The organism is Paenibacillus sp. PSB04, assembly GCF_025809195.1.
Taxonomy (GTDB): domain Bacteria; phylum Bacillota; class Bacilli; order Paenibacillales; family Paenibacillaceae; genus Paenibacillus_AQ; species Paenibacillus_AQ favisporus.
On sequence record NZ_CP081301.1, the window covers coordinates 3,542,184 to 3,566,882 of the forward strand.

Consider the following 24,699-nt stretch of genomic DNA (forward strand, 5'->3'; position numbering starts at 1 on the left):
CAATGGTCATAGACGGCTGCGATAAGCGCGGCCGCCCGCCAATGTCAAACCGAGAAAGGACGAATGCCTTTGAATTCAAGTCCTATAAAGATCACGGCGATTTCCGGAAGCCTCCGGAGACAATCGTCCAATACGAGCCTGATTCACGCCCTCTATCCGCTGGCGCCGGAAACGATGGAGATTTCGATATTTGAAGGCATCGGAGACCTGCCCCATTTTAACCCGGATATGGATGGAGACGACCCGGCCCCTTCGGTGGCACGGCTTCGTGACACGATCCGTCAGGCGGACGGCGTGATCATCAGCACCCCCGAATATGCCCATGGCGTGCCCGGCGTGCTGAAGAATGCGCTCGACTGGCTGGTATCGTCCGGAGAATTCGTCTACAAGCCCGTCGCTGTCGTCAGCGGATCGCCGATGGAAACCGGTGGAGAGAAGGCGCATGAATCCCTTCAGATGACCCTTAGGATGATGACGGCTGACCTGGTGGAGGGCGGGTCTTTCACGATACCTTTCCTCAATCAGAAGCTTCGGGGCGGAGAGATTAAGGATGAGGAGCTGAACGAGAGGCTGAAGGGCATGCTCGGGAAGCTGGAAGAGGCTGTACGAGAGGCAGCTGCAAATGGTATGAACGGGTTCAGGTAAGTTAGATAACCGCATTTCGAAATACAAAAGCCTGCAACGCTCCAACTCTGAGATTTGGAGCGCGCAGGCTTCTTTGTGTTGCCGTGTCGGAACTTCGGACGGGGAAGCATGCTGTTTAGCAAGCAATGAGCTTTCGCCGCCGGAGGGAGAGCCGTGCTTCAGGCATTTTCGATAATGGTGTTCAGCGTCGTGCGGTCGAGGCCTTTGACCAGTTTGGTCAGCAGCTCCTTGGCTGCATCGTAATCGTCGGTATGGATAATCGACGAAGACGTATGAATGTAGCGGGCACAAATGCCGATGACGGTAGACGGCACACCGATTCCGCTTAAATGCACCTGCCCGGCGTCCGTGCCGCCAGGGGATACGAAATACTGATACTTAATGTTGTGGGTATCGGCCGTATCCTGCACATATTCCACGAGTCCGCGGTGGGTGATCATCGTCGGGTCGAATATGCGCAGCAGCGCTCCCTGTCCGATATGGCCGAAGGCACTCTTGTCGCCGGTCATATCGTTGGCTGCGCTCGCATCCAGCGCGAAGAAAATATCCGGCTGGATGAGGTTGGCCGACGTGCGCGCGCCGCGCAGTCCCAGCTCTTCCTGAACCGTTGCGCCGCAGTACAGCGTATTCGGCAGCTTCTCCTGGTGGAGCGCCTCCAGCAGTTCGATCGCAAGGCCGACCCCGTAGCGGTTGTCCCAGGCTTTGGCCATGATTTTCTTCGGGTTGGCCAGCGGCGTAAATTCGCAGACCGGCAGCACCTGAAGCCCTGGACGGATGCCGAAGGATTCGGCTTCCTCGCGGTTATCCGCACCGATGTCGATGTACATGGCTTTGATGTCCACCGGTTTGCTGCGCTGCGATTCGTCCAGCAGGTGGGTCGGCGTCGATCCGACGACCCCGAATACCGGACCGTTTGGCGTGATGATCTGCAGCCGCTGGGAGAGCACGGCTTGGCTCCACCAGCCGCCGAGCGGCTGAAAGCGCACCATTCCGGCTTCGGTAATGCCGGTGACCAGGAAACCGACCTCGTCAAAATGGCCGGCCACCATGACTTTCGGGCCGTTCTCATCCCCGCGGAGGACGCCGAACAGACTGCCGAGGCGATCCTGTACGAACTCGTTCGTGAACGGGTTCACCGCCTCCTTGAAATATGCGCGCAGGTCTTTTTCAAATCCGGAAGCCGCGGGGAATTCCGTCAGCTTGCGGAACATATCTTTCGTTTTTTGATCCATCGAACTTTATCTCCTTTATCATGAATGTGGTTATGTATATAGATTGAACCAAAGTTTTGCACCGAACTTCCTGTGATTACGGCCTTAAGAGGCCTATAATATTCATTTCTTTAGTTCATTCTATGCAGTTGGATACACTCCTTAGTATGAACCCACTTGATCCGAATGTCCACGTCCGGCGGGCAGAAGCACAAATGGCGAACCAGATGAATAGGATATTCTGGACGGATGCCCTGAAGTCAGCCGGAAGGAGCCTGATTATGGAACCGATATACATGGATCGCCGCCAAGAAAACATCCTGATCCTCGTATTGTTGATTTTGCTGGTCATTGTGCTTCTCTTCTTATTATAATCCGCCTACCATGGATAGCCCTCATTAAACAGCCGCCAGGTTTCAAATATTAGCGCCCGGCTGCCTGGCGCTGTTTGCTGCCCGCCTCCGCATAACATACATAACTCTCCTGCAAATGACAAATAATGAAAAGGAATGATGAATAGGAGGTGCCTGTAATGCCTGCCAATACGAAGAACAGGGGAACCGGATTCAAGATCGATTCCTTGACGCCCGAGGAATATAAATCCATCAGCAAAAAGCATTCTCCTTCGCGCAGCACATTCAAAAACTGCGTAAGTGCTTTTGTGGTCGGCGGCTTGATCTGTCTGATCGGACAAGCGATTCAGCGGGCGTTCATGAGCTGGTTTGACATGACGGTCAAAGAAGCGGGCAATCCGACCGTTGCGGTGCTCATTATTATATCGGTCATCCTGACCAGCTTTGGCGTGTACGATAAAATCGCCCAATGGGCCGGAGCGGGAACGGCGGTACCGGTTACGGGCTTCGCCAACTCCATGTGCTCGGCGGCGCTTGAGCATAAAGCGGAAGGCTATGTCCTTGGCGTCGGGGCCAACATGTTCAAGCTCGCCGGCTCCGTGATCGTGTTCGGAACCGTCGCCGCCTTCGTCGTGGGACTCGTCTACGCCATCTTTGGCATCCAGGGAGTGCATCAGCCATGAAGCTGACCGGCCAGACCTGGGAGTTTGACACCAGGCCCGTTCTGATCGGAAGCGCCGCCGTCGTCGGTCCTGATGAGGGACAAGGTCCGCTGTCTCCCGATTTCGATTATGTGTACGACAATCTCGAAATCAATGAGAAAACATGGGAGAAAGCGGAGCGGAGGCTGCTGGAGCAGGCCGCCCAGCTTGCCGTCATCAAGTCGGGACTGGACAAGGAACAGATCCAGTTCTATGTAGGCGGGGATCTGATGAACCAGATCATCAGCAGCACGTTCTCCGCCCGCAAGCTTGGCGTGCCATACCTGGGCGTGTTCGGGGCCTGCTCGACGTCCATGGAAAGTCTGGCGATTTCCGCCCTGATGGTCGACACAGGGGCCGCGGAACGGGTGATGGCCGGAACGGGCAGCCATAACTGCACGGCCGAAAAGCAGTTCCGGTATCCGACCGAATACGGCTCGCAGAAGCCGCCGACCGCCCAATACACGGTCACCGGGGCGGGCTGCGGCGTTATCGCCAAAGGCGGGCAGGGCCAAACCGGCCCGAGAATCGCCCGGGCGACCATCGGCAGGATCATGGACCTTGGGGTCAAAGATCCGTTCAATATGGGTGCCGCGATGGCGCCGGCCGCTGCCGATACGATCGCCGCGCATTTCCGGGATACGGGGCTGTCTCCCGATTATTATGACTTGATTGTGACCGGCGATCTGGCTTCGGTCGGTCTGCCGATTGCGAAGGAGCTGCTGGAGAAGGAAGGCTACCAGATGGACGAGACGAAATTCGGCGATTGCGGGCTTATGATTTATAACCGTGAGAAGCAGAAGGCCGTCCTGGCCGGAGGAAGCGGCTGCGGCTGCTCGGCGGCGGTGACCTACGGCCATTTGGTCAAACGGATGTTACAACGCGAATTACATAAAGTGCTGGTCGTGGCGACCGGCTCGCTGCACTCCCCCTTGTCGGTTCAGCAGGGAGAGAGCATTCCGTGCATCGCCCACGCCGTAGCGCTGGAAATGGAGGATTAACCAATGCAGTTTTTATGGGCGTTTATTATCGGCGGTCTGATTTGTGTCATCGGCCAGCTCATGATGGACTTGTTCAAGATGACGCCGGCGCATACGATGAGCACGCTGGTGGTGGCGGGAGCGGTGGCTGACGGTCTCGGCTGGTACGATCCCCTCGTCAAATTTGCCGGTGCCGGCGCTTCCGTTCCCATCACCAGCTTCGGCAGCTCGCTTGTTCACGGAGCGCTGTCGGAGCTACAGAGGGACGGCTGGATCGGGGTTGTGACAGGCATCTTTGAGGTCACCAGCGCGGGGATATCGGCGGCGATTATCTTTTCGTTTATCGCCGCGCTGTTCGTCCGTCCCCGCGGGTAATTCCACCAATCCGCCGTTTGCATTTCCTTGCTTGAACTGAAAATGGGTTGCCTGAATAAACACCCCGGAATTGTGTATTCCGGGGTGTTTTGCCGTTCATTTCGGCGGGTATGTGGGGGTATACGACGATTTTAGGAAATGTGCCCAATATACTTTCTGTTCTTCCTTCATGTACAATGTAAAATATATACTTATATGTATCCAGCTATTTTACGATGTTATCGATTTACCAGTGAACGCATCTGCGAGCATGTTCATTGATTACGAATTCTAGGAGGAACTGATATGCCCGTACGCAGCGAATTTCTTCACATTATTGCCGCAGTAAGATCCAATCTCGAATCTTGCATATTGGGAAAATCATTTGAAATACAGCTCCTTCTAACTGCTCTGCTGGCCGAAGGGCATGTTTTGATCGAAGATGTACCCGGAACGGGGAAGACGCAGCTCATCAAGGCGCTCGCCCGGTCCATGAGCGGCGATTACCGGCGTGTCCAGTGCAACCCGGACATTCTGCCGAGCGATATTACCGGCGTTTCCGTATTTCATCCGCGCGAGGAGCGGTTCTACTTCCGTCCGGGTCCGGTGATGACCAACATTCTGCTGGCTGACGAAATAAACCGGGCCACGACGAAGACCCAGTCGGCCCTGCTTGAGGTCATGGAAGAGCGCAACGTGACGGTGGACGGCGAAACGTATGAGCTTCCCCGTCCGTTCATGCTGTGCGCCACCCAGAACCCGATCGACTTTGAAGGCACTTACATGCTGCCCGAAGCGCAGCTTGACCGTTTTATGATGAAGATCAGCCTCGGCTACCCCGACGCGGCCACGGAAAAAAGCCTGCTGTACCAGCACAAGCAGGGCCAGCCGGTCGACCGGCTGACTCCGGTGACCAACATGGAACAGATCGCGGAGATGCAGCATGAAATCCGCAGCATTTATATCGACGAGGCGGTGACGGACTATCTGCTGAGCATCGTCCGCCGTACCCGGGAGCATGCCTCCGTGCTGCTCGGAGCCAGCCCGCGCGCTTCCCTGTCGTTTCTGAACGCGGTCAAGGCGTTTGCATTCCTGCAGCAGCGGGAGTACGTCCTTCCGGACGATATTAAGACGCTCGCTCCTTATGTTCTCGCCCACCGCATCATCCTTCGCCCGGAGTCCCGGCTGGACAACGTCAGTCCGGAATCCGTGCTGAAAAACATCCTTCAGCAGGTGCATGTGCCTGTAGCGATGGAGCGATAAATGATGACAAGGCTGTTAACCGGTATCCGATCCGGACTCAAAACCCCGAGGTATTGGGCCGTACTGCTCGTATGGGTCGCCAGCCTGTTCTATGTTCTGTTTCAGGGGGGCAAGACGTCCCTGATGCTGTTTGTCATGATCAGCGTCATCGTGCTGTATTTGATCGTGCTTGGCATCAGCGGCGTCCGGCTGACGCGGGGAACGCGCCAGCTGTCCACCGAAAGGGGACAAGGCACCGTGCTTCACGCCGGCGAGCAGATCAAGGTCAGGCTCCATTTTTCGATTCCGGGATTTCTGCCGATGCCCTACATCATCATCCGTGAAGTCATGAAGCGGCATAACGGAGATTCCTGGTCGTTTGAGGAAAGCGTCATTCCCAATTACAGAGGCAGCGGTACCCTGATGTTCCAGACGCCGCCGCTGGAGCGGGGAAGATACTATTTTACCGAAACGGAATGTGTCAGCGAGGATATTTTCGGTTTTATCGAGCATAAAGGCCGTTTTCATGTGCCCGGCCAGTTTCGCGTGATGCCCCGGACCGTGTTTATCCCCACCTGGAAGCTGTTCGACCGGAATTCCCCGCTTGCGGGGCCGCAAACCGCCTCGGCAGCTTCACGCAAAGAAACGACCCAGATTAACGGCGTCCGCGATTATGTGTACGGGGACCGGATTTCCCGGATTCACTGGAACGCTACGGCGAAGACCGGACAGTGGAAATCCAAGGAATTCGAGTACGATTCCGTTCCGAAAACGATGCTTCTGCTGGACGCCACGAAGGCTCACTACGGCTCTGACGCGCAGTTTGAGCTGGCTGTTTCCACAGCGGCTTCCCTGCTCGAGTATGGCGGGCGCGGGAGAATGAACATGGGCCTCGCTACCCTCGGCGACACATTCAAATTGTTTCCGCCAAGCAGCGTGCAGGGAGACCGCCAGCGGATGATGCATCATCTGGTGGACCTGTCTGCCGACGGTTACGGTAAGCTGCTCCCGAAGCTGGAGCAGAACGCACGGTTTCTTCCGGCGGGGGCCTTCCTCGTTTTCATTTCACCGGCCAGCGGCCAGCAAGTGCTCGACATTCTGCGCTGGGCTGAAACCCGGGGTATGAGCTCTTCGCACATTCGGATCAGCTCCGGGCGAGAAAAAGGCGTAGAAGGCTGGGGAGCGATGCTCGCTTCCCGCGGAACTTTTGCGTGCAGCATTCAATCGCTGAGTGAGTTGCCGGCCGCATTAGGGGGTGGAAGGGTTTGATCAACTGGCTGTATTCGCTGCGCACTTCGTTTTTCCGCACCTTATCCCTGGTGTGGTTGTGGATTATGGCGCTGCAGTGGATTTACTTTATGAACAACATTTGGTACAGCGAGACGACGGCCATCGTCATCATCAGCGTGACGGTCATCACGGCGATCGAAATTTTGCTGCCAATCAAAAGCATTTACCGGTACGCGCTGGAAGGCATCGCCGTGCTGTACATCATTCACCGGGAGATGATCGCGTACTGGATTTACTTTCCGGCAGGAAGCCTGCCGAACCGGATTCAGCAGTTTACGGGCAACGCGCTGCCGTACCTCGGTTTTGCCGTAGGCGCTTGGATTCTGCTGCTGCTCAGCGCCAAGCTGGTTAACAATCAGCGCAGAATCCTCGTGTTCACAGGCATGCTGATCGTGGCGTTCTCCATACTGGATTCCTTCACCGTGTACGATTTATGGAAGGAAGTCGCCTGGACGGTGTTTGCGGCGCTCGGCTGGCTGGTCAGCGAGCATTTCCGCCGCTTCCAGCAGAAATACCCGCATGGCTGGCGCTATCTTCGGCAGTACCCGCTAAAAATGCTGCTGAACGTGGCGGTCATTTTTTCGCTTGTGTTTGCCGTCGGTGTCAACATGCCGGAAGTGCCGCCGTCCTTGACCGATCCCTATACGGCTTGGGTCGTCCAAGGCGAGACGGCTGCCACGGCCGGCGTTGACGGGGATCCGGCCGAATCAGTGCTGCGGACTTCCTCGGGATACAGCCGCAACGACACCAAGCTCGGCGGCGGGTTCAACTTTGACTACACGCCGGTGATGGAAATCAGCTCCGACCAGCGAAGCTATTGGCGCGGGGAGACCCGCAGGCTGTATACCGGCAGCGGCTGGGGGGACGAGCGCAATTCCGGCAGGGAGACCGATGAGGTGACGGCGGATACGAAGCTTTCCGGAGATGGACCAACCGCCGGCGATTCGATGACGGTAAAACAGACGGTTACGATGCTGAGCGACAATCAGTACCCCGTTTTGTTCGGTGCGTATAACCTGTCCAAAGTAGAGCTTATCGATGACGGGAAAAATACAGGCAGCCTCCGCTGGAACAGTTCCCAGTCGGAGCTTCGCTGGACCGCCGAGTCAAAGCGGGACCGTTATCCGAAAACCTACACGGTGGTGTCCGAGGTTCCGGTCGTTTCGGAGGATGAAATCCGCCAGAAGTCGTTCGCCGACCTGTACAGCTCCCAAGGGACCGAGGATGCCTATCTGCAGGTGCCGAACAATTTTCCTAAGCGGGCCCGCGACCTTGCGGAAGAAGTGACGGCTTCCGGAGCAACGCCGTATGAAAAGATCGGTCTGCTTCAAAACTATTTAACAACGAATTACACATATACAAACGAGCCCGACTTATCCAAAAAGGTCAGCGACGATTTCGTGGACAGCTTCCTGTTTGAAATCAAGGAAGGATACTGCGATTATTTCTCGACTTCGATGGTGATGATGGCCCGTTCCCTCGGCATCCCGGCGCGGTGGGTCAAAGGGTACGCTCCCGGCCAGGTGCAGGGAAGCAGCGCCGACGTGCAGGTCCAAGGCGTACAGGGCACCTCGGACTCCGGCGTGTATACGGTGACCAATGCCGATGCGCATTCGTGGGCCGAGGTCTATTTCGGGCCGTACGGCTGGATTCCGGTGGAAGCGACCCCCGGCTTCAGCATGCCGCTGCTCACGCATGACGCCCAGGCGCAAGATCCGGCCGAGCCGGAGAAACAGCCGGAAGTGGAGGAGGACCAGCCTGAACAGGCGCCGCAACAGGCAGCGCAAGGCCAGGATCGCGGACCCGTGGTGCAAATCGTATACGGCGCTTCCCTCCTCATCCTTGCAGCATTTGCAGTGTATGTGCTGTGGCGGAATCGGCTCCAGCTCCGGTTCGGATGGCTCCGGCTTCGTACGGGACAGAAGCTGTCTCCCGACCAGAAGGTCATTGTCATGACCGAACGGTGGATCAAGGAGCTGCGCCGAAGAGGACTCAAACGCGGCGCGGACGAAACGCTCCGGGAGTCGGTCAGCCGCTGGGAAGGACGGTCCCCGGCGCTCGGATCCTTCCTGGAGCCCCTGCTGCAGCTGTTCGAGAAGGCGCGCTACAGCCCTTCATCGGTGTCGGAATCGGAATGGAGAAGCGTCCATGCCCATGCGAAGGAATTGAAAGCTGCGATGAAAAAGATACCGAAGAATGCAGCGTGATGGACTTTTTAGAAGGCGCCCTCCGGGCGTTTTCTTTTTTGTTTCGCCCGAACATAAGTTTTTTACTAACTACGCAGATTATGGTATAGTTTGTCCTATGAAACTGAGGTGACATCAATTTGTTTGAAATGCTTATCCCGAAAATGAAGGTAAAAACGGTGTTTGATCTGGATTTGGAGCGGCTGTACTCGCAGGGATTCCGTGGAATCATCACGGATCTGGACAATACGCTGGTCGGTGCCAAGGCTCCCTTGGCCACCCCCGAGCTGATCGCCTGGTTCGAAAAGGTGAAAAAGGCAGGGTTTCAGCTTGTCATCGTGTCCAATAACCAAATGGCGAGGGTATCGACTTTTGCCACCCCGCTGGATATCCGGTTTGTCCATGAAGCCCGCAAGCCGTCGAACGCGCCTTTCCGGAAAGCCATGCAGATGATGGGCCTGAAGAGCGAGGAGACGATCGTGGTCGGCGACCAGATGCTGACCGATGTGTACGGCGGCAACCGGCTCGGCCTGTTTACCGTGCTGGTGCTCCCGATATCCATTCAGGATGAAGGCTGGGGTACGCGCATGAACCGGCGTCTGGAGAAAATTGCGCTCGCACGATTGCGGAAAAAGGGATTATGGCTGGAGGAGGAACACCAACAATGAAAGACCCGATAGACGGCAGTCAAGCCGTAAAATGCAGCGGCTGCGGGATTGCCATCCAAACGGAACAGCCCGAGCTACCGGGGTATACCCCGGAGAAAGCGATGGACCGGGATCCGGTCATCTGCCAGCGCTGCTTCCGGATTAAAAACTACAACGAGGCTTCTTCCGTTGCCGTCGACCAGGATGAATTCCTGCGTCTGCTCAGCCAAATCGGCGGGAAGAACGCGCTCGTTATTCATATTGTAGATCTGTTCGATTTTGAAGGAAGCCTCATTTCAGGCTTGCAGCGGTTTGTCGGTAACAATCCGGTCATTCTCGCCGTGAACAAAATCGACCTTCTGCCTAAAGTGACGAACTGGAATAAGGTGCTTAACTGGGTGCAGAAACAATGCAAGGAGCACGGCCTCAAGACAGAAGAAATCGTCCTTTGCAGCGCCAAGAAAAATCAGGGCTTCGACCGCCTGCTGGACACGGTTGCCTCATATCGCGGAGACCGCGACGTTTATGTGGTAGGGGCGACCAATGTCGGCAAATCGACGCTGATCAACCGGCTGATCCGGGATTACAGCGATTTGGAGCAGGAGCTGACCGTATCGCGTTATCCGGGAACGACCCTGGATATGGTCAACATTCCGCTCGACGACGGCCGCTTTATTATCGACACGCCGGGGATCGTATACCCTTGGCGCTACAGTGAGCTCGTCACTCGTGAGGACCTGGGCGCCGTCATGCCGGACAACCCGTTGAAGCCGGCCGTGTACCAGCTGAACGAAGGACAGACGCTGTTTTTCGGAGCCATGGCACGGTTTGACTTTATTCAGGGCGAGCGCCAGTCGTTTACCTGCTTTGTCGGCAGCCGCGTAGGCATACACCGCACCAAGCTGGAGCGTGCCGATGAGCTTTACGCGGAGCATGCCGGAGAATTGCTGTCCCCGCCGAACCGGGAGAACATCGGGAAGCTGCCGGAATGGACAAGGCATGAATTCCGCATCAAGCGCGGTATGCGCATGGATCTGTTCGTCTCCGGATTGGGCTGGGTTAAAGTGAACAGCGATCAGGGAGCCCTGTGCGCTATTCATGCGCCGCGGGGAGTCAAGGTGCTGGCAAGACCTTCTTTAATCTGACGCTGCCTTTGAACGTTGCAAGAGCTGACAGGTGAGAGCAGGGAAAGGGGAAACCATGAATTTGGCTAAACCGGAGTTACTGAAACATACAGGGGAGCTGCTGCTGGGCGTCATCGGGGATCCGATCGCCCATTCCAAATCGCCCGTGATGCATAAGGCGGCGCTGGCCGCACTCGGCATCCCGGGCGCCTATGTTCCGATGCGCGTATCGCGGGAGCAGGTCGGAAAGGCGCTGGAAGGCATCAAGGCGCTTGGCTTTCGGGGAATCAACGTCACGATTCCGCACAAGCTGGAGGTTATTCCGTTCCTGAACGAGCTGGACGAAACGGCCTTGAAGATCGGAGCCGTCAACACGATCGTGAATGACGGAGGCTACCTCACGGGGTATAATACAGACGGTATAGGTTATGTCCGTTCCCTGAAGGAAGAAGCGATTGCCGAGCTGAAAGGCAAAAGCATTCTGGTGCTCGGAGCCGGAGGTGCCGCTCGCGGTATCGTATACGCCCTGACGCTGGAGCATCCGGACCGGATTTATGTCGCCAACCGGACGGCCGATAAAGCCGAGGCGCTGGCGGCTGAATGGAAAGCGCTGGCGGACATTCGCGGGATGGCCATGGACGGCATTCCGGCCATTCTAGGCGAAGTAGATGTAATCATTAATACGACATCGGTCGGCATGCATCCGCATATGGACGGAACACCGCTAGATTCCGAGCGGATTCCTCCGGGAATCGTGGTTAGCGACCTGATCTATAATCCGCTGAAGACCCGGCTGCTCGCTGACAGCGAGAAGAAGGGCTGCGTCATTCACGGCGGTCTCGGGATGTTTGTGAATCAGGGAGCCTTTGCCCTGGAGTATTGGACCGGACTGCCCGCCCCGGTAGAGGCGATGCGCAGCGCGGTTCTGGCCAGTATGAAGGAATCATGATTATTGAATTGTACATTGAAGATTAAGGAGTTTTGACATTTTATGTTAACAGGTAAGCAAAAACGCTATCTCCGGTCCCAGGCGCATCATTTGGACCCGATTTTTCAAGTCGGCAAGGGCGGAACGAACGACCAGTTAATCCGTCATATCGTCGAGGCCATTGAGAAGAGGGAGCTGATGAAGGTCAGCATTCTCAACAACTGCTTGGAAGACAAGCACGAAATCGCCGAGGAATTGGCCGAAAAATCGGGCTCTGAACTGGTGCAGGTGATCGGCAGCACGATTATTTTATATAAAGAATCCAAAGATCATAAGCAGATTGAATTGCCATAAGCGGGAGGGATCAGCATGAAGGTAGGTATCATGGGAGGTACCTTTGATCCGATCCACATCGGACATCTGCTCGCTGCCGAGGCGGCCCGGGACACGTTCGGACTGGACGAGGTTTGGTTTATGCCCAGTCATATTCCGCCCCATAAGGAACAGGCGGGAGCTACTGGCGAACAGCGTCTCGGCATGGTCGCTGAAGCGATTGCGGACCATCCCTGCTTTCGGACCCTCGATATTGAAATCAGAAGAGGCGGGGTTTCTTATACGATCGACACGGTCAAGGAAATCCGCAGCTCGTTTGACAACATCGAATTTCATTTCATTATCGGGGCCGATATGGTCAATTATTTGCCGAAGTGGGAGGGCATTGAGGAACTGGTTGAGCTGATGAGCTTTATCGGTGTCGGGCGTCCGGGCTCCACGCTGAACTTGGACGCGCTCCCCGCTTATTTGAAGGGAAAAATTCTACTGGCCGACATGCCCCAGGTGGACATCTCGTCGACCGAAATCCGGGAAAGACTGGCCACCGGACACTCCATTCGTTATATGGTGACAGACAGTGTCTACGACTATATCAGAAGGAGGGGAATGTATGGCATTCAGCCGCGAAGAACTGATTAAAGCCGTGTCCGGACAAATGCCGGCCATGCGCTGGAAGCACACAGAAGGCGTGATGCAATCCGCAGTCATGCTTGCGGAGCGTTACGGAGCGGACCCTGTTAAGGCCGAAACGGCGGCGATTCTGCACGACGTGGCCAAATACTGGCCCGTGAAGCAAATGGAAGCGATCATTAAGGAAAACGATCTGTCCAAGGATCTGCTGTTTTACGATAAACCGCTCTGGCATGCCGAAGTAGGTGCGTTTGTAGCGGAACGGGATTACGGGATTACCGATCCTGAAATTTTGGATGCGATCCGGTATCATACCTCTGGCCGCATCGGCATGACCCTGCTGGACAAGGTCGTGTGCCTGGCGGATTACATCGAACCGGGAAGGGATTTTCCGGGCGTGAATAATATCCGGGAACTGGCCAACCATAGCCTTGAAGAGGGATTGATCGCCGGGCTGGACTCCACGATCAGTCTGCTCATCTCCCGCCGTCAGATCATTTACCCGCTGACCGTATTTGCCCGCAATGATCTTATTAAACAGTTGGAGGCGAATGTATGACCTTGAAACCTGAAGAATTGTTAAACCTGGCCGTGGCTGCCGCTGAAGATAAAAAGGCCATGAACGTCGTGGCGCTCGACCTGCGGGGGATTTCCCTCATTTCCGATTATTTCGTCATCTGTCACGGGAATTCGGATACCCAGGTCCAATCCATCGCGACCGAAATCCGCAAGCGCGTGCATGAAGCAGGCCTCGAAATCCGCGGCGTGGAAGGAATGGATTCCGCACGCTGGGTGCTGATGGACCTGGGCGACGTGATCGTGCACATTTTCCACCGGGATGAACGGGATTATTACAACATCGAACGCCTGTGGTCGGATGCCAAGGTCGTGGAAACGGTATGAGTCCGATTGCAGGAACGATTCAAACCTATGAGGTGATGCGCGAAGTATCGCCTTACGGCTATTTTCTCGATGCTGGCGGACAAGATGTTCTGCTCCATTACACGGAGCTGACCCGGAAGATCGAGCCGGGAGATCGCGTGGAAGTGTTTATTTTTTACGATACGGAAGACCGGCTGGCGGCTACGATGAAAAAGCCGTATTTGACCTTGGGCGAGATGGCGAAGCTGGTTGTGGCGGACGTGCATCCGAGACTGGGATGCTTTCTCGAGATGGGGCTAGGCCGTCAGCTGCTGCTGCCGATCCGCGAGCTGCCCGAATTGAGAGAGCTTCATCCACGGGTCGGGGACTCGGTGTTCGTCATTATGGAGCATGACAAGCAGGGACGGCTGCGGGCGAAGCTGGCCGGCGAACAGGAGCTGTCGCAGCATACGTTCCAGGCGCCGCAGTCCTGGGTAAACCAGTGGTTCACCGCCACGGTGTACCGCCCGCTGCAGATGGGAACGTTTGTAATCGTGGACGGGGGAGTGCTCGGCTTCGGTGCCATCGGCATGATCCACTCCTCGGAGCGAACCCGCATGCTGCGTCTGGGCGAAGAGCTGCAGGTGCGGGTCAGCCACATTCGTGAAGACGGACGCGTCAACCTGTCCATGGCGCAGCGCAAGGAAGTTGGCCGGGATTTGGATGCCGACCGCCTGCTGGAGTTCCTGAAGGAACGTCCGAACGGAGGCATGCCGTATTCGGATGCGACGCCTCCGGACATTATCAAGCAGCGCTTCGGCATCAGCAAGTCGGCATTCAAGCGCGCACTCGGCAAATTGATGAAGGAAGGTCTTATCACGCAGAAGGAGAACTGGACTTATCTGGTTCAGCCGGAAAGTTCCAAACCGGAAACGGGCGGGAACGCCGATCCGTCCTAACAGGGCTGGGAGGATTTTCGGAACGTTAACAGAAAGTGCGGTGTCATCATGTCCTCTTACAGAAAATTTGCATATGTTTACGATGAATTGATGGAAGATATGCCGTATCCCGATTGGCTCAGGTTTGCACGACAGGCCTGGGAAAAATACGGCATGCCGAAAAGTGTGGTAGAACTGGGATGCGGCACAGGCAGCATCACGATTCCGCTTGTGAACTCGGGGTTCGAAGTGACAGGGATCGACCTGTCGGCGGACATGCTGTCCGTAGCAAGGCGGAAGATGGAGAAGACGCCGCAGGGCAGCCGGCTGTTCCGGGAGGGCTCCATCCGCTGGGTGCAGCAGGATATGCGCGCTTGGGAGCTGCCCGAGCCCGTTGATGCGGTCATTTCATTTTGCGACTGCATCAGTTACCTGCTGGAAGAAGCCGATATCGTCGCGACCTTTAGACAGACCTATAACGGGCTGAAGGAAAAGGGGATCTTCGTGTTTGACGTGCATCATCCGAATACGATCATCCGCTATGACGAGGAGCAGCCGTTCGTATGGGACGACAAGTCGGTTTCGTACATCTGGACCTGCGACCTGGACGCGCCGCGGTGCGAAATCGAGCATCATTTGAGCATCTTTGCGAAGGAAGAAGACAGCGATTTGTACCGCCGCTTTGAAGAAGTGCACGTGCAGCGGGGCTATGATCCGAAATGGATGAAGAGCGAGCTGCTCAAAGCCGGATTCCGGGACGTGCAGACGTATGCCGACTTTGAGTGGGTGGAAGCGGACGACGAGGCGCAGCGGCTGTTTTTCGTCGCGGTCAAATAGGCTAAGGATATCATGTCCTTGCAGAGCATCTGGTCTATATTGGAGAGGATGCTTTGCGGGATTTTGCCTCGGAACGAAGGTTCCGGGGCTATTTGCGGCTAATAGTATAATGGGAGATGCCTACATTGAGGCATCGTCTTCAACAAATTCAAACAGAAACGGAGAGAACATGATGAGTTTGATGGATCTACAAGGAAAAACGGCGGTCATTACCGGAGCGGGCAAAGGAATCGGCTTGGCGATTGCTGAGCTGCTGGCCAAAGAAGGCGTAAATCTGGGCCTCATTTCCCGCACCGCCTCCGATTTGGATGCGCTGAAGGCTTCGCTGGCCGGCGAACACGGCATCCGTGTTGCGACCGCAGCGGCGGATGTATCAAAGCGGGAGGAAGCGGAAAGCGCGGTGAGTGCGCTGAAGGCAGAGCTCGGCACGATCGATATTCTGATCAATAACGCGGGCATCGCTTCGTTCGGGACCGTACTCGAAATGGATCCGGCCCAGTGGGAACAAATCATTCAGGTAAACCTGATGGGTACATATTACATGTCCCGGGCCGTCCTGCCGGATATGGTGGGGCAAAACAGCGGCAGCATCATTAACATCTCCTCCACAGCCGGGGAAAAAGGCTTTGCCACGGGCTCCGCATACTGCGCGTCCAAATTTGCGGTCATGGGGCTGACAGAATCGCTGCTTCAGGAAGTGCGCAAGAACAACATCCGCGTCGTTGCGCTGACGCCATCCACCGTCAATACGGCGCTGGCCCGCGACAACAACCTGAAGATCGGCGATGAGGACCGCATGATGCAGCCGGAAGACGTGGCCGAGCTGGCGCTCGCCACGCTGAAGCTGCCGCAGCGCGTATTTGTGAAATCGGCCGGCATCTGGACGACCAACCCGCAATAACAACATTGTACGGACTGTAAGCCTGTCTCTTATGGATCGGAAGCCGATCTGCTAAGAGGCAGGCTTTTTTTGGCAGGAACCGATTTCGATGTACCGCAAATTACCTGAATATTAATATTGCAGCATAGTCCCACCAATGTGGGGCTTTTTTTGTGCGAAAAAGCTAGAGACGAGGCAAAATTTACGGTTACGGCGTTTATTTTTACAGAAGCTTTACCGTGCCTTAACCCTTGCAACTTGGCACCAAGTTAGACTGTCACTACAGACAGCCGAAGCGATGCAGCGGGCGTGAATCATCGGTTGTGGCGTCGGTTGTCTGCTTATCCAAGATAAGGTGGTGCTGAGCGATCAAGACGGAACTGCATTGTCATACGACCATTTCGGACGGTTCGTATTCATTTGAGGAATTGGCCGAGGCGGCATTGAATGAGAACATTGGTGTGCTGGCGGTCACAAACCACGATACGACAAAGGCCCTTGTCGCCATGCTGGAACGGGGAAGAGACCTTGGCTTTGAAATGATCCCGGGGATCGAAATATCCGCCTATGACATGGAAAGAGGCAGGAGGGTACATATCCTGGGCTATTTCATCGAGCCGGGGCATCCGGCTCTGGAGCAGCTATGTAGCCCGATGATCGCTAAGCGGCATGAAGCTTCCCGTGTGATGGTTGAACGGCTGATTGAGGCGGGGTACGGCATCACCTGGGACCAGGTTCTGCGGTATGCGGATGGGGGAACCGGCGTATACAAGCAGCACATTATGCACGCACTGATTGACAATGGCTATGCCAAATCTATATACGGTGAGCTGTACAAAAAATTGTTTTCCCGCGGAGGAAACGGAGAAGAGCCCGGTATGGCTTACGTCAAGCTGGACTACCTTCACGCCCGTGACGCCATTGAGGCCGTCATTCAGGCTGGCGGGGTGCCCGTTCTGGCCCATCCTGGCCAATACGGCAACTTTGAATATGTCCGCGAGCTGGTGGGCATGGGACTTCAGGGTATTGAAGTGTGGCATTCGCTGCATGGTGCCGATGATGAGGAGCGGGCCATGGAGTTTGCGCGCCGTTACGATCTCGTCATGACCGGAGGATCCGACTTTCACGGGTTCTATGGGGAGAAGGAGGTTCGGCTGGGAAGCAAAGATCCGGGCATTTCCTGTGTCGAAGAGCTCAAGAAGCGCAGACCGAAGTAAAGGGGGAACATTCATGGAAAAGCATTCGATTCATCGCCCTGCGGAAAATAAACGGCTGAGCCCGGATCCTGATATTCACGAAAGCGCGCATATTCTTCACAGCACGTTCGGATCCTGGACCTCCGTCGGTCCAGGCAATCAAATTATCGAATCCGATATCGGGGATTACACCTACACCATGGACGACGTGACGATCAACTACACGGAAGTCGGCAAATATACTTCGATTGCCTCGCATGTATGCATCAACCCGGTGGATCATCCCATGGAGCGGGTTACGCAGCATCATATGACTTACCGGAGAAGGGATTATGGTTTTGCCGGCACCGATGACGAGGCGATTTTCAACCGGAGGCGGGGCAACCGGGTAACGATCGGGCACGATGTCTGGATCGGTCACGGCGCGATCATCATGAAGGGGGTTCATATCGGCACCGGAGCGGTGATCGGATCCGGAGCAATCGTCACCAAAGATGTCGAACCGTATGCCATCGTCGTCGGCGTTACCGCCAAACCGGTCCGAAAGAGATTTTCGGAGGATGTCATCGTGAAGCTTCTGCAGATCGCGTGGTGGGATTGGCCGCGGGAGGTCATCCAGGAGCGGTTCGAAGAGTTAAACGATACGGATTCTTTTATCCGGAAGTACGGGGTTTAAAAGAGGAGGGTGAGCATAAGGGATGCATGACGAAATGGAGATCATGGATAAGCTCATAGCCGATATGGAGGCAGGCATCTATGAGCCGGATGACAAGCTGCCGTCGGAGAACGATTTGGCCAGGCTGTTCAAAGTGCCCCGCATGACGGCTCGAAAAGCTTACGAGAAGCTGCAGGACCTGGGGTATGTGTACTCCAGGCAGGGCAAGGGCAGCTTTGTCCGCGACCAGCATCAGCGCATTCCGCTCCTCTTTTCGGGTAACGAAAGCTTCAGCCGGAAAATGATCCACATGGGGTATGACTATCAGTCGCGCAACATTTTTTGCGATCCCATCGAGTATAACCACAAAGTGTATAAAGCGCTTGAAGCACAGCCGGAAGAGAAGGTATACCGCATCGGCAGGCTCCGTCTCATCGACAACCGTCCGATTGCGATTCACACGTCGTATGTGGCGGAGTCGATGTTTCCGGACATCGGACGGACAGGCAGGGACATTACCTCGATGTTCGATTTCTACCGGGGAAAAGGGTATACGGGGTTCGAGTCGATGAAGACGCTGCTCAGCGTGACCTATCCCGGCAGGAAAGAAAGGGAGCTGCTCGCCTGCACCAGCCTCATTCCACTGCTCGTCGTGGAGACCGGCTGTCTGGACAGCCAGACGAACAAGCCGCTGGAATATACGAGAATTATGTACCGGAGCGACTACTTTACGTACGAGCTCTAAAAGTGCGTGTTCAAAGCGGATTTTTTGAATAACCTCAAACAGGGAGGCCGGGAATGGATGAAACGAAGACAACGGACTGAAATTCTGGTTGAAGGCTCCAGGGAACTCGCCGCCCGTATGGCGCAGGCTATTGCTGACCGTTATGAAGTGAAGCTGGTCGAGCAGCCAAGCCAGGGACTGGTCATGGTCAAAGTGAGAGAGACCGCCAAGCGTAGCTTGTTCTATCTGGGGGAAGTGCTGGTGAGCGAATGCAAGGTGCAGGTCGAAGGCAGCATGGGCATCGGCGTGGTCAAAGGGCATGACCATGAGCTGGCCTATCAGCTCGCCCTCATCGACGCGGCGTATCAGGCCGGACTGCAGGAGACCAGGGCATGGGATCAGACGCTGCTGGACGAAGAAGCCCGGATCGCTGCTACGCGCAGCAAGGCTTTCGCCGAGATCGCCAAAACGAAGGTCGATTTTGAAACGATGGATGTGGATTAGGGGGAGAGAGTGATGAACTTCGACGCAGTTCATGATATACAGCGCGCCTACCGCAAAGTGGTAGATTCCATGTCGAGACCCGGCTTGATTTCGGATCTGACGGCTGAAGCGGCCAAGGCCGATGCACAGTGGGGAGGGCTACCCGTCACCTGGGTGCTCGCATTGATGCTGCTGGACACGGAGGTTACATTCTGCATCTGCTCGCAGCGGGAAGCGGAGCTTACGCGGCTCCTGAACCAGCTGACCTTCGCCGTCCGGACGGAGCCGGAGAAAGCGGATTACATTTTTGTCCTGCACGACGCGAAGGAAGGGGATTTGCTGAAGGCACTGCAGGGCGCCAAAGTCGGTACGCTGGCCGATCCGCATGCCTCTGCCACTGTGATCGTGGAGTCGGGGGAGCTGTCCGGAGACTTTGAGCTAAGCCTCAAAGGGCCGGGCATCGAGGATGAAAGCTTTGCGCGGATTCCGCTGGCTCCCGGATGGCTGGAGGCGCGGGCGGAGAAAAACGCGGAGTATCCTCTGGGAATTGACATGCTGGTCGCCGACAAAAACAACAAGCTGCTGTGCCTGCCCCGGACGACGCAAATCGAGGAGAGGGAGGTGCTTCTATGGGATATGTAGCGGTAAAAGGCGGAACGCTTGCGATCGAGGAATCCTTGAAGCGGATCAAATTCGAACGGATCAAGCAGGGAAAGGTACTGGACGTCACCCGCATTGAAGGCGGGATGAGAGGGCTGATCGATCAGATCATGTCGGAGAGCAGTCTGTACGACGAAACGCTGGCGGCGCTGGCAATCAAGCAGGCGGAAGGAAGCCCGGAGGAAGCGGTGTTTCTGCTGAGGGCCTACCGCTCTACGCTTCCCCGGAAGCATTATTCTCGAGCGGTGCACACCCGCGAGATGAGGGTTGAGCGGCGGATCTCCGCCAGCTTCAAGGACATCCCGGGCGGGCAAATTCTCGGCGCTTCGGTCGATTACAGCCACCGGCTCCTGGACTTTGACCTGATGCATGAAACGGATGGGGATGCCGCCCGGTGGCTGGAGGCGTTTGCGGGTGAGCTCGGAAGCTTGCCGGAGGCCGGCCGCCCGCCAGAGCTGATGAAGGTCATGGACTATTTGATCGAGCAGGGACTCATGGCCTGTCCCGTGGACGATCATACCGAACCGGATGACGTGACGCGCCGAAGCATCACGTTTCCGGCAAGCCGCAGCCAAAAGCTGCAGGTGCTGACCCGGGGCCAGACCGGGACGGTTACCTCGCTCGCTTACGCGGTCATCCGCGGATACGGCGTATCACATCCCACCGTCGGCGAGCTGCGGGTCGGGCGCGTGCCGGTATGCATCGACGATCCGCTCGGAACCGATGCAGATGCTGAGGACAGTTATTACATCGGCGAAATCAAGGTAACGGAGGCGGAAATGCTCATGTCTGCCGCGGTGGTGAAGGAGCAGGGCGGGAAGGAATTGTCCTTTGAGATTGGCTACGGGCTCTGCTACGGGCAAAACGAGACGAAGGCGATTGCCATGGGCATTCTGGATCACAGCCTGGAGCAGGGAGACAGCCGTTTTCCGACCCAGGATCAGGAGTTTGTGCTGTACCATATCGATTCCGTGGAATCCACCGGTTTCATGTCCCACTTGAAGCTGCCGCATTACGTCACGTTCCAGTCCAAAATGAACGACGTGCGGAAAACGAAGACGACTGCGACGACGCCTGAGGCGGACGAAACAGAGGAGGTGGAGGAGCTGTGCAAATAAACTACAATTTCGCGTTTTTTGACGAAGGCTCCAAAAGGGAAATCCGCCGAGCGACGCTAAAGGCGATCGCCATTCCGGGGTATCAGGTTCCTTTTGCCTCCCGGGAAATGCCGATTGCCAGGGGATGGGGAACCGGCGGGCTGCAGCTCACCCTGTCATTGGTTGGTCGAGACGATATAGTCAAGGTAATTGACCAGGGCTCCGATGAGTCCGTCAATGCTGTCAGCATCAAGAAGCTGGTCCGGAACACGACGGATATCCGCACGACGGATGAGACGGCGCAGGCGACGCTGATTCAATCCAGGCACCGCGTTCCGGAGATTCCGCTTCGGGCGGGTCAAATTTTGGTGCTGCAGGTGCCCATGCCGGAACCGCTGCGGATGTATGAACCGCGGGAAGCCGAGACGAAGAAGCTGCACGCCGAAAAAGAATACAGCGGTGCCTGGCTCATGCTGTTCGAGCAAATTATGAATTACGGCAGCATGACGACCGGCGCTGACCACCCGGTGATGGTCCATGACCGGTATGTGATGGCACCAAGCCCGATCCCCAAATTCGACAATGCGAAGCTGAATGCTTCCGAAGCGCTCATTCTGCTCGGGGCCGGACGGGAAAAGAAAATCTACGCAGTGCCGCCTTACACCAAGGTCGTATCTCTTGATTTTGAGGACTACCCTTTTGAAACGGAGTCTTTTAAAGACCGGTCCTGCAGGCTATGCGGAGCTACCGGCGTGTTTATGGATGAACTGTACGATGATGCCAGCGGCACAGCTTATTTTCAGTGTAATGATACGAGCTACTGTTTGGAGCGGATGAATGAACAATCGTGGCGGGAAGGTGCTGAGAGCCGATGATCCAGACGGAACAACCGATGATTTCCGTAAAACATTTAAACAAGCAGTTCGGGCTTGGCTGCCCGCACTGCATGAATCCGGGCAGCCGGAAGCTCTACAAAAACTTTTGCACCGTCTGCCATACCGTGTACTCCTGCCAAGACGTGTCCTTTGACCTGTATCCGGGAGAAATCATCGGGGTGGTGGGAGAAAGCGGCAGCGGAAAATCCACCATGATGAGATGCCTCTATTTTGACCAGAAGGCGACGAGCGGCGAAGTCTATCTCCAGGCTTACAAAGACGGTTCTCGAAACCTGTTTGCGGAATCGACGCAGCAGAAGCGTTATATCCGGAATCACCTTATGGGAAAAGTGTACCAGAACCCGATGCTTGGTCTGCGGATGGATTTCACCTCCATCGGCAACATCGCGGAGAAAATGATCGCGGCGGGCAGCCGCCGCGTCTCCGAGATGGAAGATCGGGGCATGGAGCTGCTCGAAAAGGTCCATATTCCGATTCACCGGATCAAGGAAGCGCCTAAGCATTTTTCCGGGGGGATGCAGCAGCGGGTCCAGATTGCCAAAGCGTTGTCGAACCGTCCTCCGGTGCTGCTGCTCGATGAAGTGACCACCGGCCTCGACCTGTCTGTTCAGGCCAGCGTTCTGGATCTGATCAAGGCGCTGCAAAGGGAGCTTGGCATCAGCATCGTGCTTGTCTCCCATGACCTCGGCGTGGTCCGCATGCTCGCCGACCGGACGCTGGTCATGCTTGACGGGAAAGTCGTGGAGGAGGGCTTGACCGATCAAATTTTGGAGGACCCGCAGGAAGCTTATACCCAGCAGCTGGTTCACTCCCTGTTATAGCTTATTTTCGAAGGAGGAGTCGCCTTTGTATCTCATTACGAACGCACGCATTATAACGGAGGAAGGGGTTCTGAGCGGATACGACCTGCTTATTCAGGGAGACCGCATCGGCAGAATCGCCCCGCATGGCGTCATTGCTGTGGATACGCAAACGGAGGTCTTGGACGCCGCAGGCGGGTATCTGTCCCCGGGGTTCATCGACATTCATTCCGATTACATTGAGCATATGGCTGCCCCGAGGCCGACATCGCTGATGGATTTTCGACTGAGCCTCAGGGAAACGGAAAAAGAGCTGATCACGCACGGCATTACGACGATGTTTCATTCCTTGTCCATTTTCAGGGGGTCGGAGTACAAATACCGCCCGATCCGCGAGCCGGAAAACGTGCGCAAGCTGCTGGAGCTGATCGAGGAATCGCATACGAGCCAGCACTTGGTGCGCCACCGTTTCCACGCGAGGTTTGAAATCGATAACCTGCTGGAGGTAGACAATCTCAGAAACTACATTGCCGAAAAGAAGGTTCACCTCGTTTCGTTTATGGATCATACTCCCGGCCAAGGACAATACAGGGATCTGGAGATTTACAAGGCCACGGTGAAAGGCTATGACGATATGACCGATGAGGGTATCGACGAATTGATCCGGAAGCACCAGAGCAAGGAGAAAATGACCATCGAAAGCATCCGCGAAATTGCCGGACTGGCGCGGGAAGCCGGAATCGCGGTCGCTTCGCATGATGACGACTCTCTCGATAAGCTGGAGCTCGTCCAGGGCTTCGGCGCAACGATCAGCGAGTTTCCGATTACGCTGGAGATTGCCCGGCGGGCTAAACAGCAGGGCATGTACACCGTGGCCGGTGCGCCGAACGTCATCCTTGGCGGCTCGCACAGCGGGAACTTGTCCGCAGCTGAGGCGATTCAGGAGAAGAGCATCGACATTTTGTGCAGCGATTATTATCCGGCGGCACTGCTTCACGCGGTATTTTACCTCGTGGACCGCTGCGGGCAGGAACTGGCCGACATGTTCCGCCTGGTGACGCTTCATCCCGCGCGGGCCGTCAATCTGGATCATGAAATCGGCTCGGTGCGCGAGGGGAAAAAAGCGGATCTGATCCTGATCGAGAAGATCGACGGGGATTTCCCGGTCATTACGGCCGTATTTGTGGACGGGAAGCTCATTCAGAGAACCCATTACAGGGATCATGAAGGGGGTAAAGGGATTGAACAGTCTGCTCACGATCGAACACTTGTCCAAAACGTTCACTCTGTATAACCTGGATCAGCAGATCGAGGCCGCCGCAGACGTCAGCCTGCATGTGAACGAAGGCGAATTTATCGGCATTACGGGCAAAAGCGGAAGCGGGAAGTCGACCGTCCTCCGCTGTATTTACCGGACCTATCTCCCCCAGAAAGGGACCATCCGGTACCAATCGGCAGCGTACGGTGAAATCGATCTGGCCACCGCGCCGGACCGGGTCATGATCGACCTGCGGAAGCGGGAGATTGGCTACGTCTCGCAGTTTCTGAACGTCATGCCGCGGACGACGGCCCGGGAGCTGGTCACGCAGGCTCTGCTGGAAATGGGCAAGGATCCCCATCAGGCTGCCCGGGAGACAGAGCGCATGCTCGATCATTTTGAGCTGGATGCCAAGCTCCGCGACAGCTATCCCGCCACGTTCTCCGGGGGGGAGAAGCTGCGCCTCAACATCGCCAGAGCAATGGTGAAGCGGCCCCGACTGCTCCTTCTAGACGAGCCTACCGCCAGTCTGGACCATGCCTCCAAGGTCAAGGTGAAAACGCTGATCGAGCAGCTGATGCACGAAGGAACGACGATGCTCGGGATCTTTCACGACCTGGAATTTATGGAGGGCCTGTGCAGCCGCCAATACCATATGCAGGACGGCCGGTTTCATGAAGGCGGCAGGCCGGAAGCCGCAGGTCGTTTCTTAAGAGATCAGAAAGTATAAGTTTCGGAGCCATGGCTTCCTGATATTGCAAGAAAAACTTCCTTTAAACGCGGTCTGTCT

The 24,699-nt window shown here is 55.9% G+C and carries 28 protein-coding genes; 27 read left to right on the forward strand and 1 reads right to left on the reverse strand.

Annotated elements, in window-relative coordinates:
* The first annotated feature begins 63 nt into the window (after positions 1-63).
* Positions 64-645 (forward strand): NADPH-dependent FMN reductase, encoded by a 582-nt coding sequence (locus K2F33_RS16295; RefSeq protein ID WP_076169724.1) that lies wholly within the window; start codon positions 64-66, stop codon positions 643-645.
* A 158-nt stretch (positions 646-803) separates the two neighbouring features.
* On the opposite strand, the gene K2F33_RS16300 is transcribed toward K2F33_RS16295, so the two are convergent.
* Positions 804-1,877: a M42 family metallopeptidase gene (locus K2F33_RS16300; protein ID WP_089548262.1), complete on the reverse strand. Its 1,074-nt coding sequence runs from the start codon at positions 1,875-1,877 to the stop codon at positions 804-806.
* A gap of 511 nt (positions 1,878-2,388) precedes the next feature.
* On the opposite strand from K2F33_RS16300, the gene spoVAC reads away from it, so the two are divergent.
* The 26 genes from spoVAC (at position 2,389) to K2F33_RS16430 (ending at position 24,639) form a co-directional block, all read left to right on the forward strand.
* Positions 2,389-2,892, forward strand: coding sequence for a stage V sporulation protein AC (spoVAC, locus tag K2F33_RS16305; RefSeq protein ID WP_076169727.1), 504 nt, complete (start codon positions 2,389-2,391; stop codon positions 2,890-2,892).
* Positions 2,889-3,911 carry a stage V sporulation protein AD gene (gene spoVAD / locus K2F33_RS16310; protein ID WP_089548260.1) on the forward strand — a complete coding sequence of 341 codons (1,023 nt, stop codon included), beginning with the start codon at positions 2,889-2,891 and terminating at the stop codon, positions 3,909-3,911. Before spoVAC ends, spoVAD begins: the two co-directional genes overlap by 4 nt.
* Before the next feature lie 3 nt (positions 3,912-3,914).
* Positions 3,915-4,265 carry a stage V sporulation protein AE gene (spoVAE, locus tag K2F33_RS16315; RefSeq protein ID WP_076169729.1) on the forward strand — a complete coding sequence of 117 codons (351 nt, stop codon included), beginning with the start codon at positions 3,915-3,917 and terminating at the stop codon, positions 4,263-4,265.
* Positions 4,266-4,550: 285 nt separating this feature from the next.
* Positions 4,551-5,507: an AAA family ATPase gene (locus K2F33_RS16320; RefSeq protein ID WP_076169730.1), complete on the forward strand. Its 957-nt coding sequence runs from the start codon at positions 4,551-4,553 to the stop codon at positions 5,505-5,507.
* Between the two features lie 3 nt (positions 5,508-5,510).
* Complete coding sequence (locus tag K2F33_RS16325; protein WP_263882373.1) at positions 5,511-6,755, forward strand: DUF58 domain-containing protein; 1,245 nt, start codon at positions 5,511-5,513, stop codon at positions 6,753-6,755.
* Entirely contained in the window at positions 6,752-8,983 is a 2,232-nt protein-coding gene (locus tag K2F33_RS16330; RefSeq protein ID WP_263882218.1) for a DUF4129 domain-containing transglutaminase family protein, read from the forward strand. Before K2F33_RS16325 ends, K2F33_RS16330 begins: the two co-directional genes overlap by 4 nt.
* Positions 8,984-9,102: 119 nt before the next feature.
* Positions 9,103-9,630, forward strand: coding sequence for a YqeG family HAD IIIA-type phosphatase (locus tag K2F33_RS16335; protein WP_076169732.1), 528 nt, complete (start codon positions 9,103-9,105; stop codon positions 9,628-9,630).
* Positions 9,627-10,754 (forward strand): ribosome biogenesis GTPase YqeH, encoded by a 1,128-nt coding sequence (yqeH, locus tag K2F33_RS16340; protein ID WP_076169733.1) that lies wholly within the window; start codon positions 9,627-9,629, stop codon positions 10,752-10,754. Before K2F33_RS16335 ends, yqeH begins: the two co-directional genes overlap by 4 nt.
* Positions 10,755-10,809: 55 nt before the next feature.
* Positions 10,810-11,682 carry a shikimate dehydrogenase gene (locus tag K2F33_RS16345; RefSeq protein ID WP_076169734.1) on the forward strand — a complete coding sequence of 291 codons (873 nt, stop codon included), beginning with the start codon at positions 10,810-10,812 and terminating at the stop codon, positions 11,680-11,682.
* Positions 11,683-11,724: 42 nt separating this feature from the next.
* A complete protein-coding gene (gene yhbY, locus K2F33_RS16350) occupies positions 11,725-12,015 on the forward strand; it encodes a ribosome assembly RNA-binding protein YhbY (protein ID WP_076169735.1) in 291 nt (96 codons plus the stop codon).
* 15 nt (positions 12,016-12,030) lie between these two features.
* Positions 12,031-12,633, forward strand: coding sequence for a nicotinate-nucleotide adenylyltransferase (gene nadD / locus K2F33_RS16355; protein WP_089548256.1), 603 nt, complete (start codon positions 12,031-12,033; stop codon positions 12,631-12,633).
* Positions 12,605-13,183, forward strand: coding sequence for a bis(5'-nucleosyl)-tetraphosphatase (symmetrical) YqeK (gene yqeK, locus K2F33_RS16360; protein ID WP_076169737.1), 579 nt, complete (start codon positions 12,605-12,607; stop codon positions 13,181-13,183). The genes nadD and yqeK overlap by 29 nt, the downstream gene beginning before the upstream one ends.
* On the forward strand, positions 13,180-13,527 hold the full coding sequence (gene rsfS, locus K2F33_RS16365; protein ID WP_076169738.1) for a ribosome silencing factor: 348 nt from the start codon (positions 13,180-13,182) through the stop codon (positions 13,525-13,527). The genes yqeK and rsfS overlap by 4 nt, the downstream gene beginning before the upstream one ends.
* Complete coding sequence (locus tag K2F33_RS16370) at positions 13,524-14,444, forward strand: CvfB family protein (protein ID WP_076169739.1); 921 nt, start codon at positions 13,524-13,526, stop codon at positions 14,442-14,444. The genes rsfS and K2F33_RS16370 overlap by 4 nt, the downstream gene beginning before the upstream one ends.
* Positions 14,445-14,492: 48 nt before the next feature.
* Positions 14,493-15,260, forward strand: a complete 768-nt coding sequence (locus K2F33_RS16375) for a class I SAM-dependent DNA methyltransferase (protein ID WP_089548254.1) — start codon at positions 14,493-14,495, stop codon at positions 15,258-15,260.
* Positions 15,261-15,441: 181 nt separating this feature from the next.
* Positions 15,442-16,161 (forward strand): 3-ketoacyl-ACP reductase, encoded by a 720-nt coding sequence (locus K2F33_RS16380; protein ID WP_076170139.1) that lies wholly within the window; start codon positions 15,442-15,444, stop codon positions 16,159-16,161.
* 347 nt (positions 16,162-16,508) lie between these two features.
* Positions 16,509-17,357, forward strand: coding sequence for a PHP domain-containing protein (locus K2F33_RS16385; protein ID WP_263882374.1), 849 nt, complete (start codon positions 16,509-16,511; stop codon positions 17,355-17,357).
* A 13-nt stretch (positions 17,358-17,370) separates the two neighbouring features.
* Complete coding sequence (locus K2F33_RS16390; RefSeq protein WP_263882219.1) at positions 17,371-18,012, forward strand: DapH/DapD/GlmU-related protein; 642 nt, start codon at positions 17,371-17,373, stop codon at positions 18,010-18,012.
* A gap of 22 nt (positions 18,013-18,034) precedes the next feature.
* Positions 18,035-18,736: a GntR family transcriptional regulator gene (locus K2F33_RS16395; RefSeq protein WP_076169743.1), complete on the forward strand. Its 702-nt coding sequence runs from the start codon at positions 18,035-18,037 to the stop codon at positions 18,734-18,736.
* Between the two features lie 57 nt (positions 18,737-18,793).
* On the forward strand, positions 18,794-19,219 hold the full coding sequence (phnG, locus tag K2F33_RS16400; RefSeq protein ID WP_263882220.1) for a phosphonate C-P lyase system protein PhnG: 426 nt from the start codon (positions 18,794-18,796) through the stop codon (positions 19,217-19,219).
* Positions 19,220-19,231: 12 nt separating this feature from the next.
* Positions 19,232-19,840 (forward strand): phosphonate C-P lyase system protein PhnH, encoded by a 609-nt coding sequence (gene phnH, locus K2F33_RS16405; protein WP_263882221.1) that lies wholly within the window; start codon positions 19,232-19,234, stop codon positions 19,838-19,840.
* A complete protein-coding gene (locus tag K2F33_RS16410) occupies positions 19,828-20,976 on the forward strand; it encodes a carbon-phosphorus lyase complex subunit PhnI (RefSeq protein ID WP_263882222.1) in 1,149 nt (382 codons plus the stop codon). Before phnH ends, K2F33_RS16410 begins: the two co-directional genes overlap by 13 nt.
* Entirely contained in the window at positions 20,967-21,830 is an 864-nt protein-coding gene (locus tag K2F33_RS16415) for an alpha-D-ribose 1-methylphosphonate 5-phosphate C-P-lyase PhnJ (RefSeq protein ID WP_263882223.1), read from the forward strand. Before K2F33_RS16410 ends, K2F33_RS16415 begins: the two co-directional genes overlap by 10 nt.
* A complete protein-coding gene (locus K2F33_RS16420; protein WP_263882224.1) occupies positions 21,827-22,672 on the forward strand; it encodes an ATP-binding cassette domain-containing protein in 846 nt (281 codons plus the stop codon). The genes K2F33_RS16415 and K2F33_RS16420 overlap by 4 nt, the downstream gene beginning before the upstream one ends.
* A 25-nt stretch (positions 22,673-22,697) precedes the next feature.
* Positions 22,698-23,945, forward strand: a complete 1,248-nt coding sequence (gene phnM, locus K2F33_RS16425; RefSeq protein WP_084203867.1) for a phosphonate metabolism protein PhnM — start codon at positions 22,698-22,700, stop codon at positions 23,943-23,945.
* Entirely contained in the window at positions 23,893-24,639 is a 747-nt protein-coding gene (locus tag K2F33_RS16430; protein ID WP_263882225.1) for a phosphonate C-P lyase system protein PhnL, read from the forward strand. Before phnM ends, K2F33_RS16430 begins: the two co-directional genes overlap by 53 nt.
* Positions 24,640-24,699 lie beyond the last annotated feature (60 nt).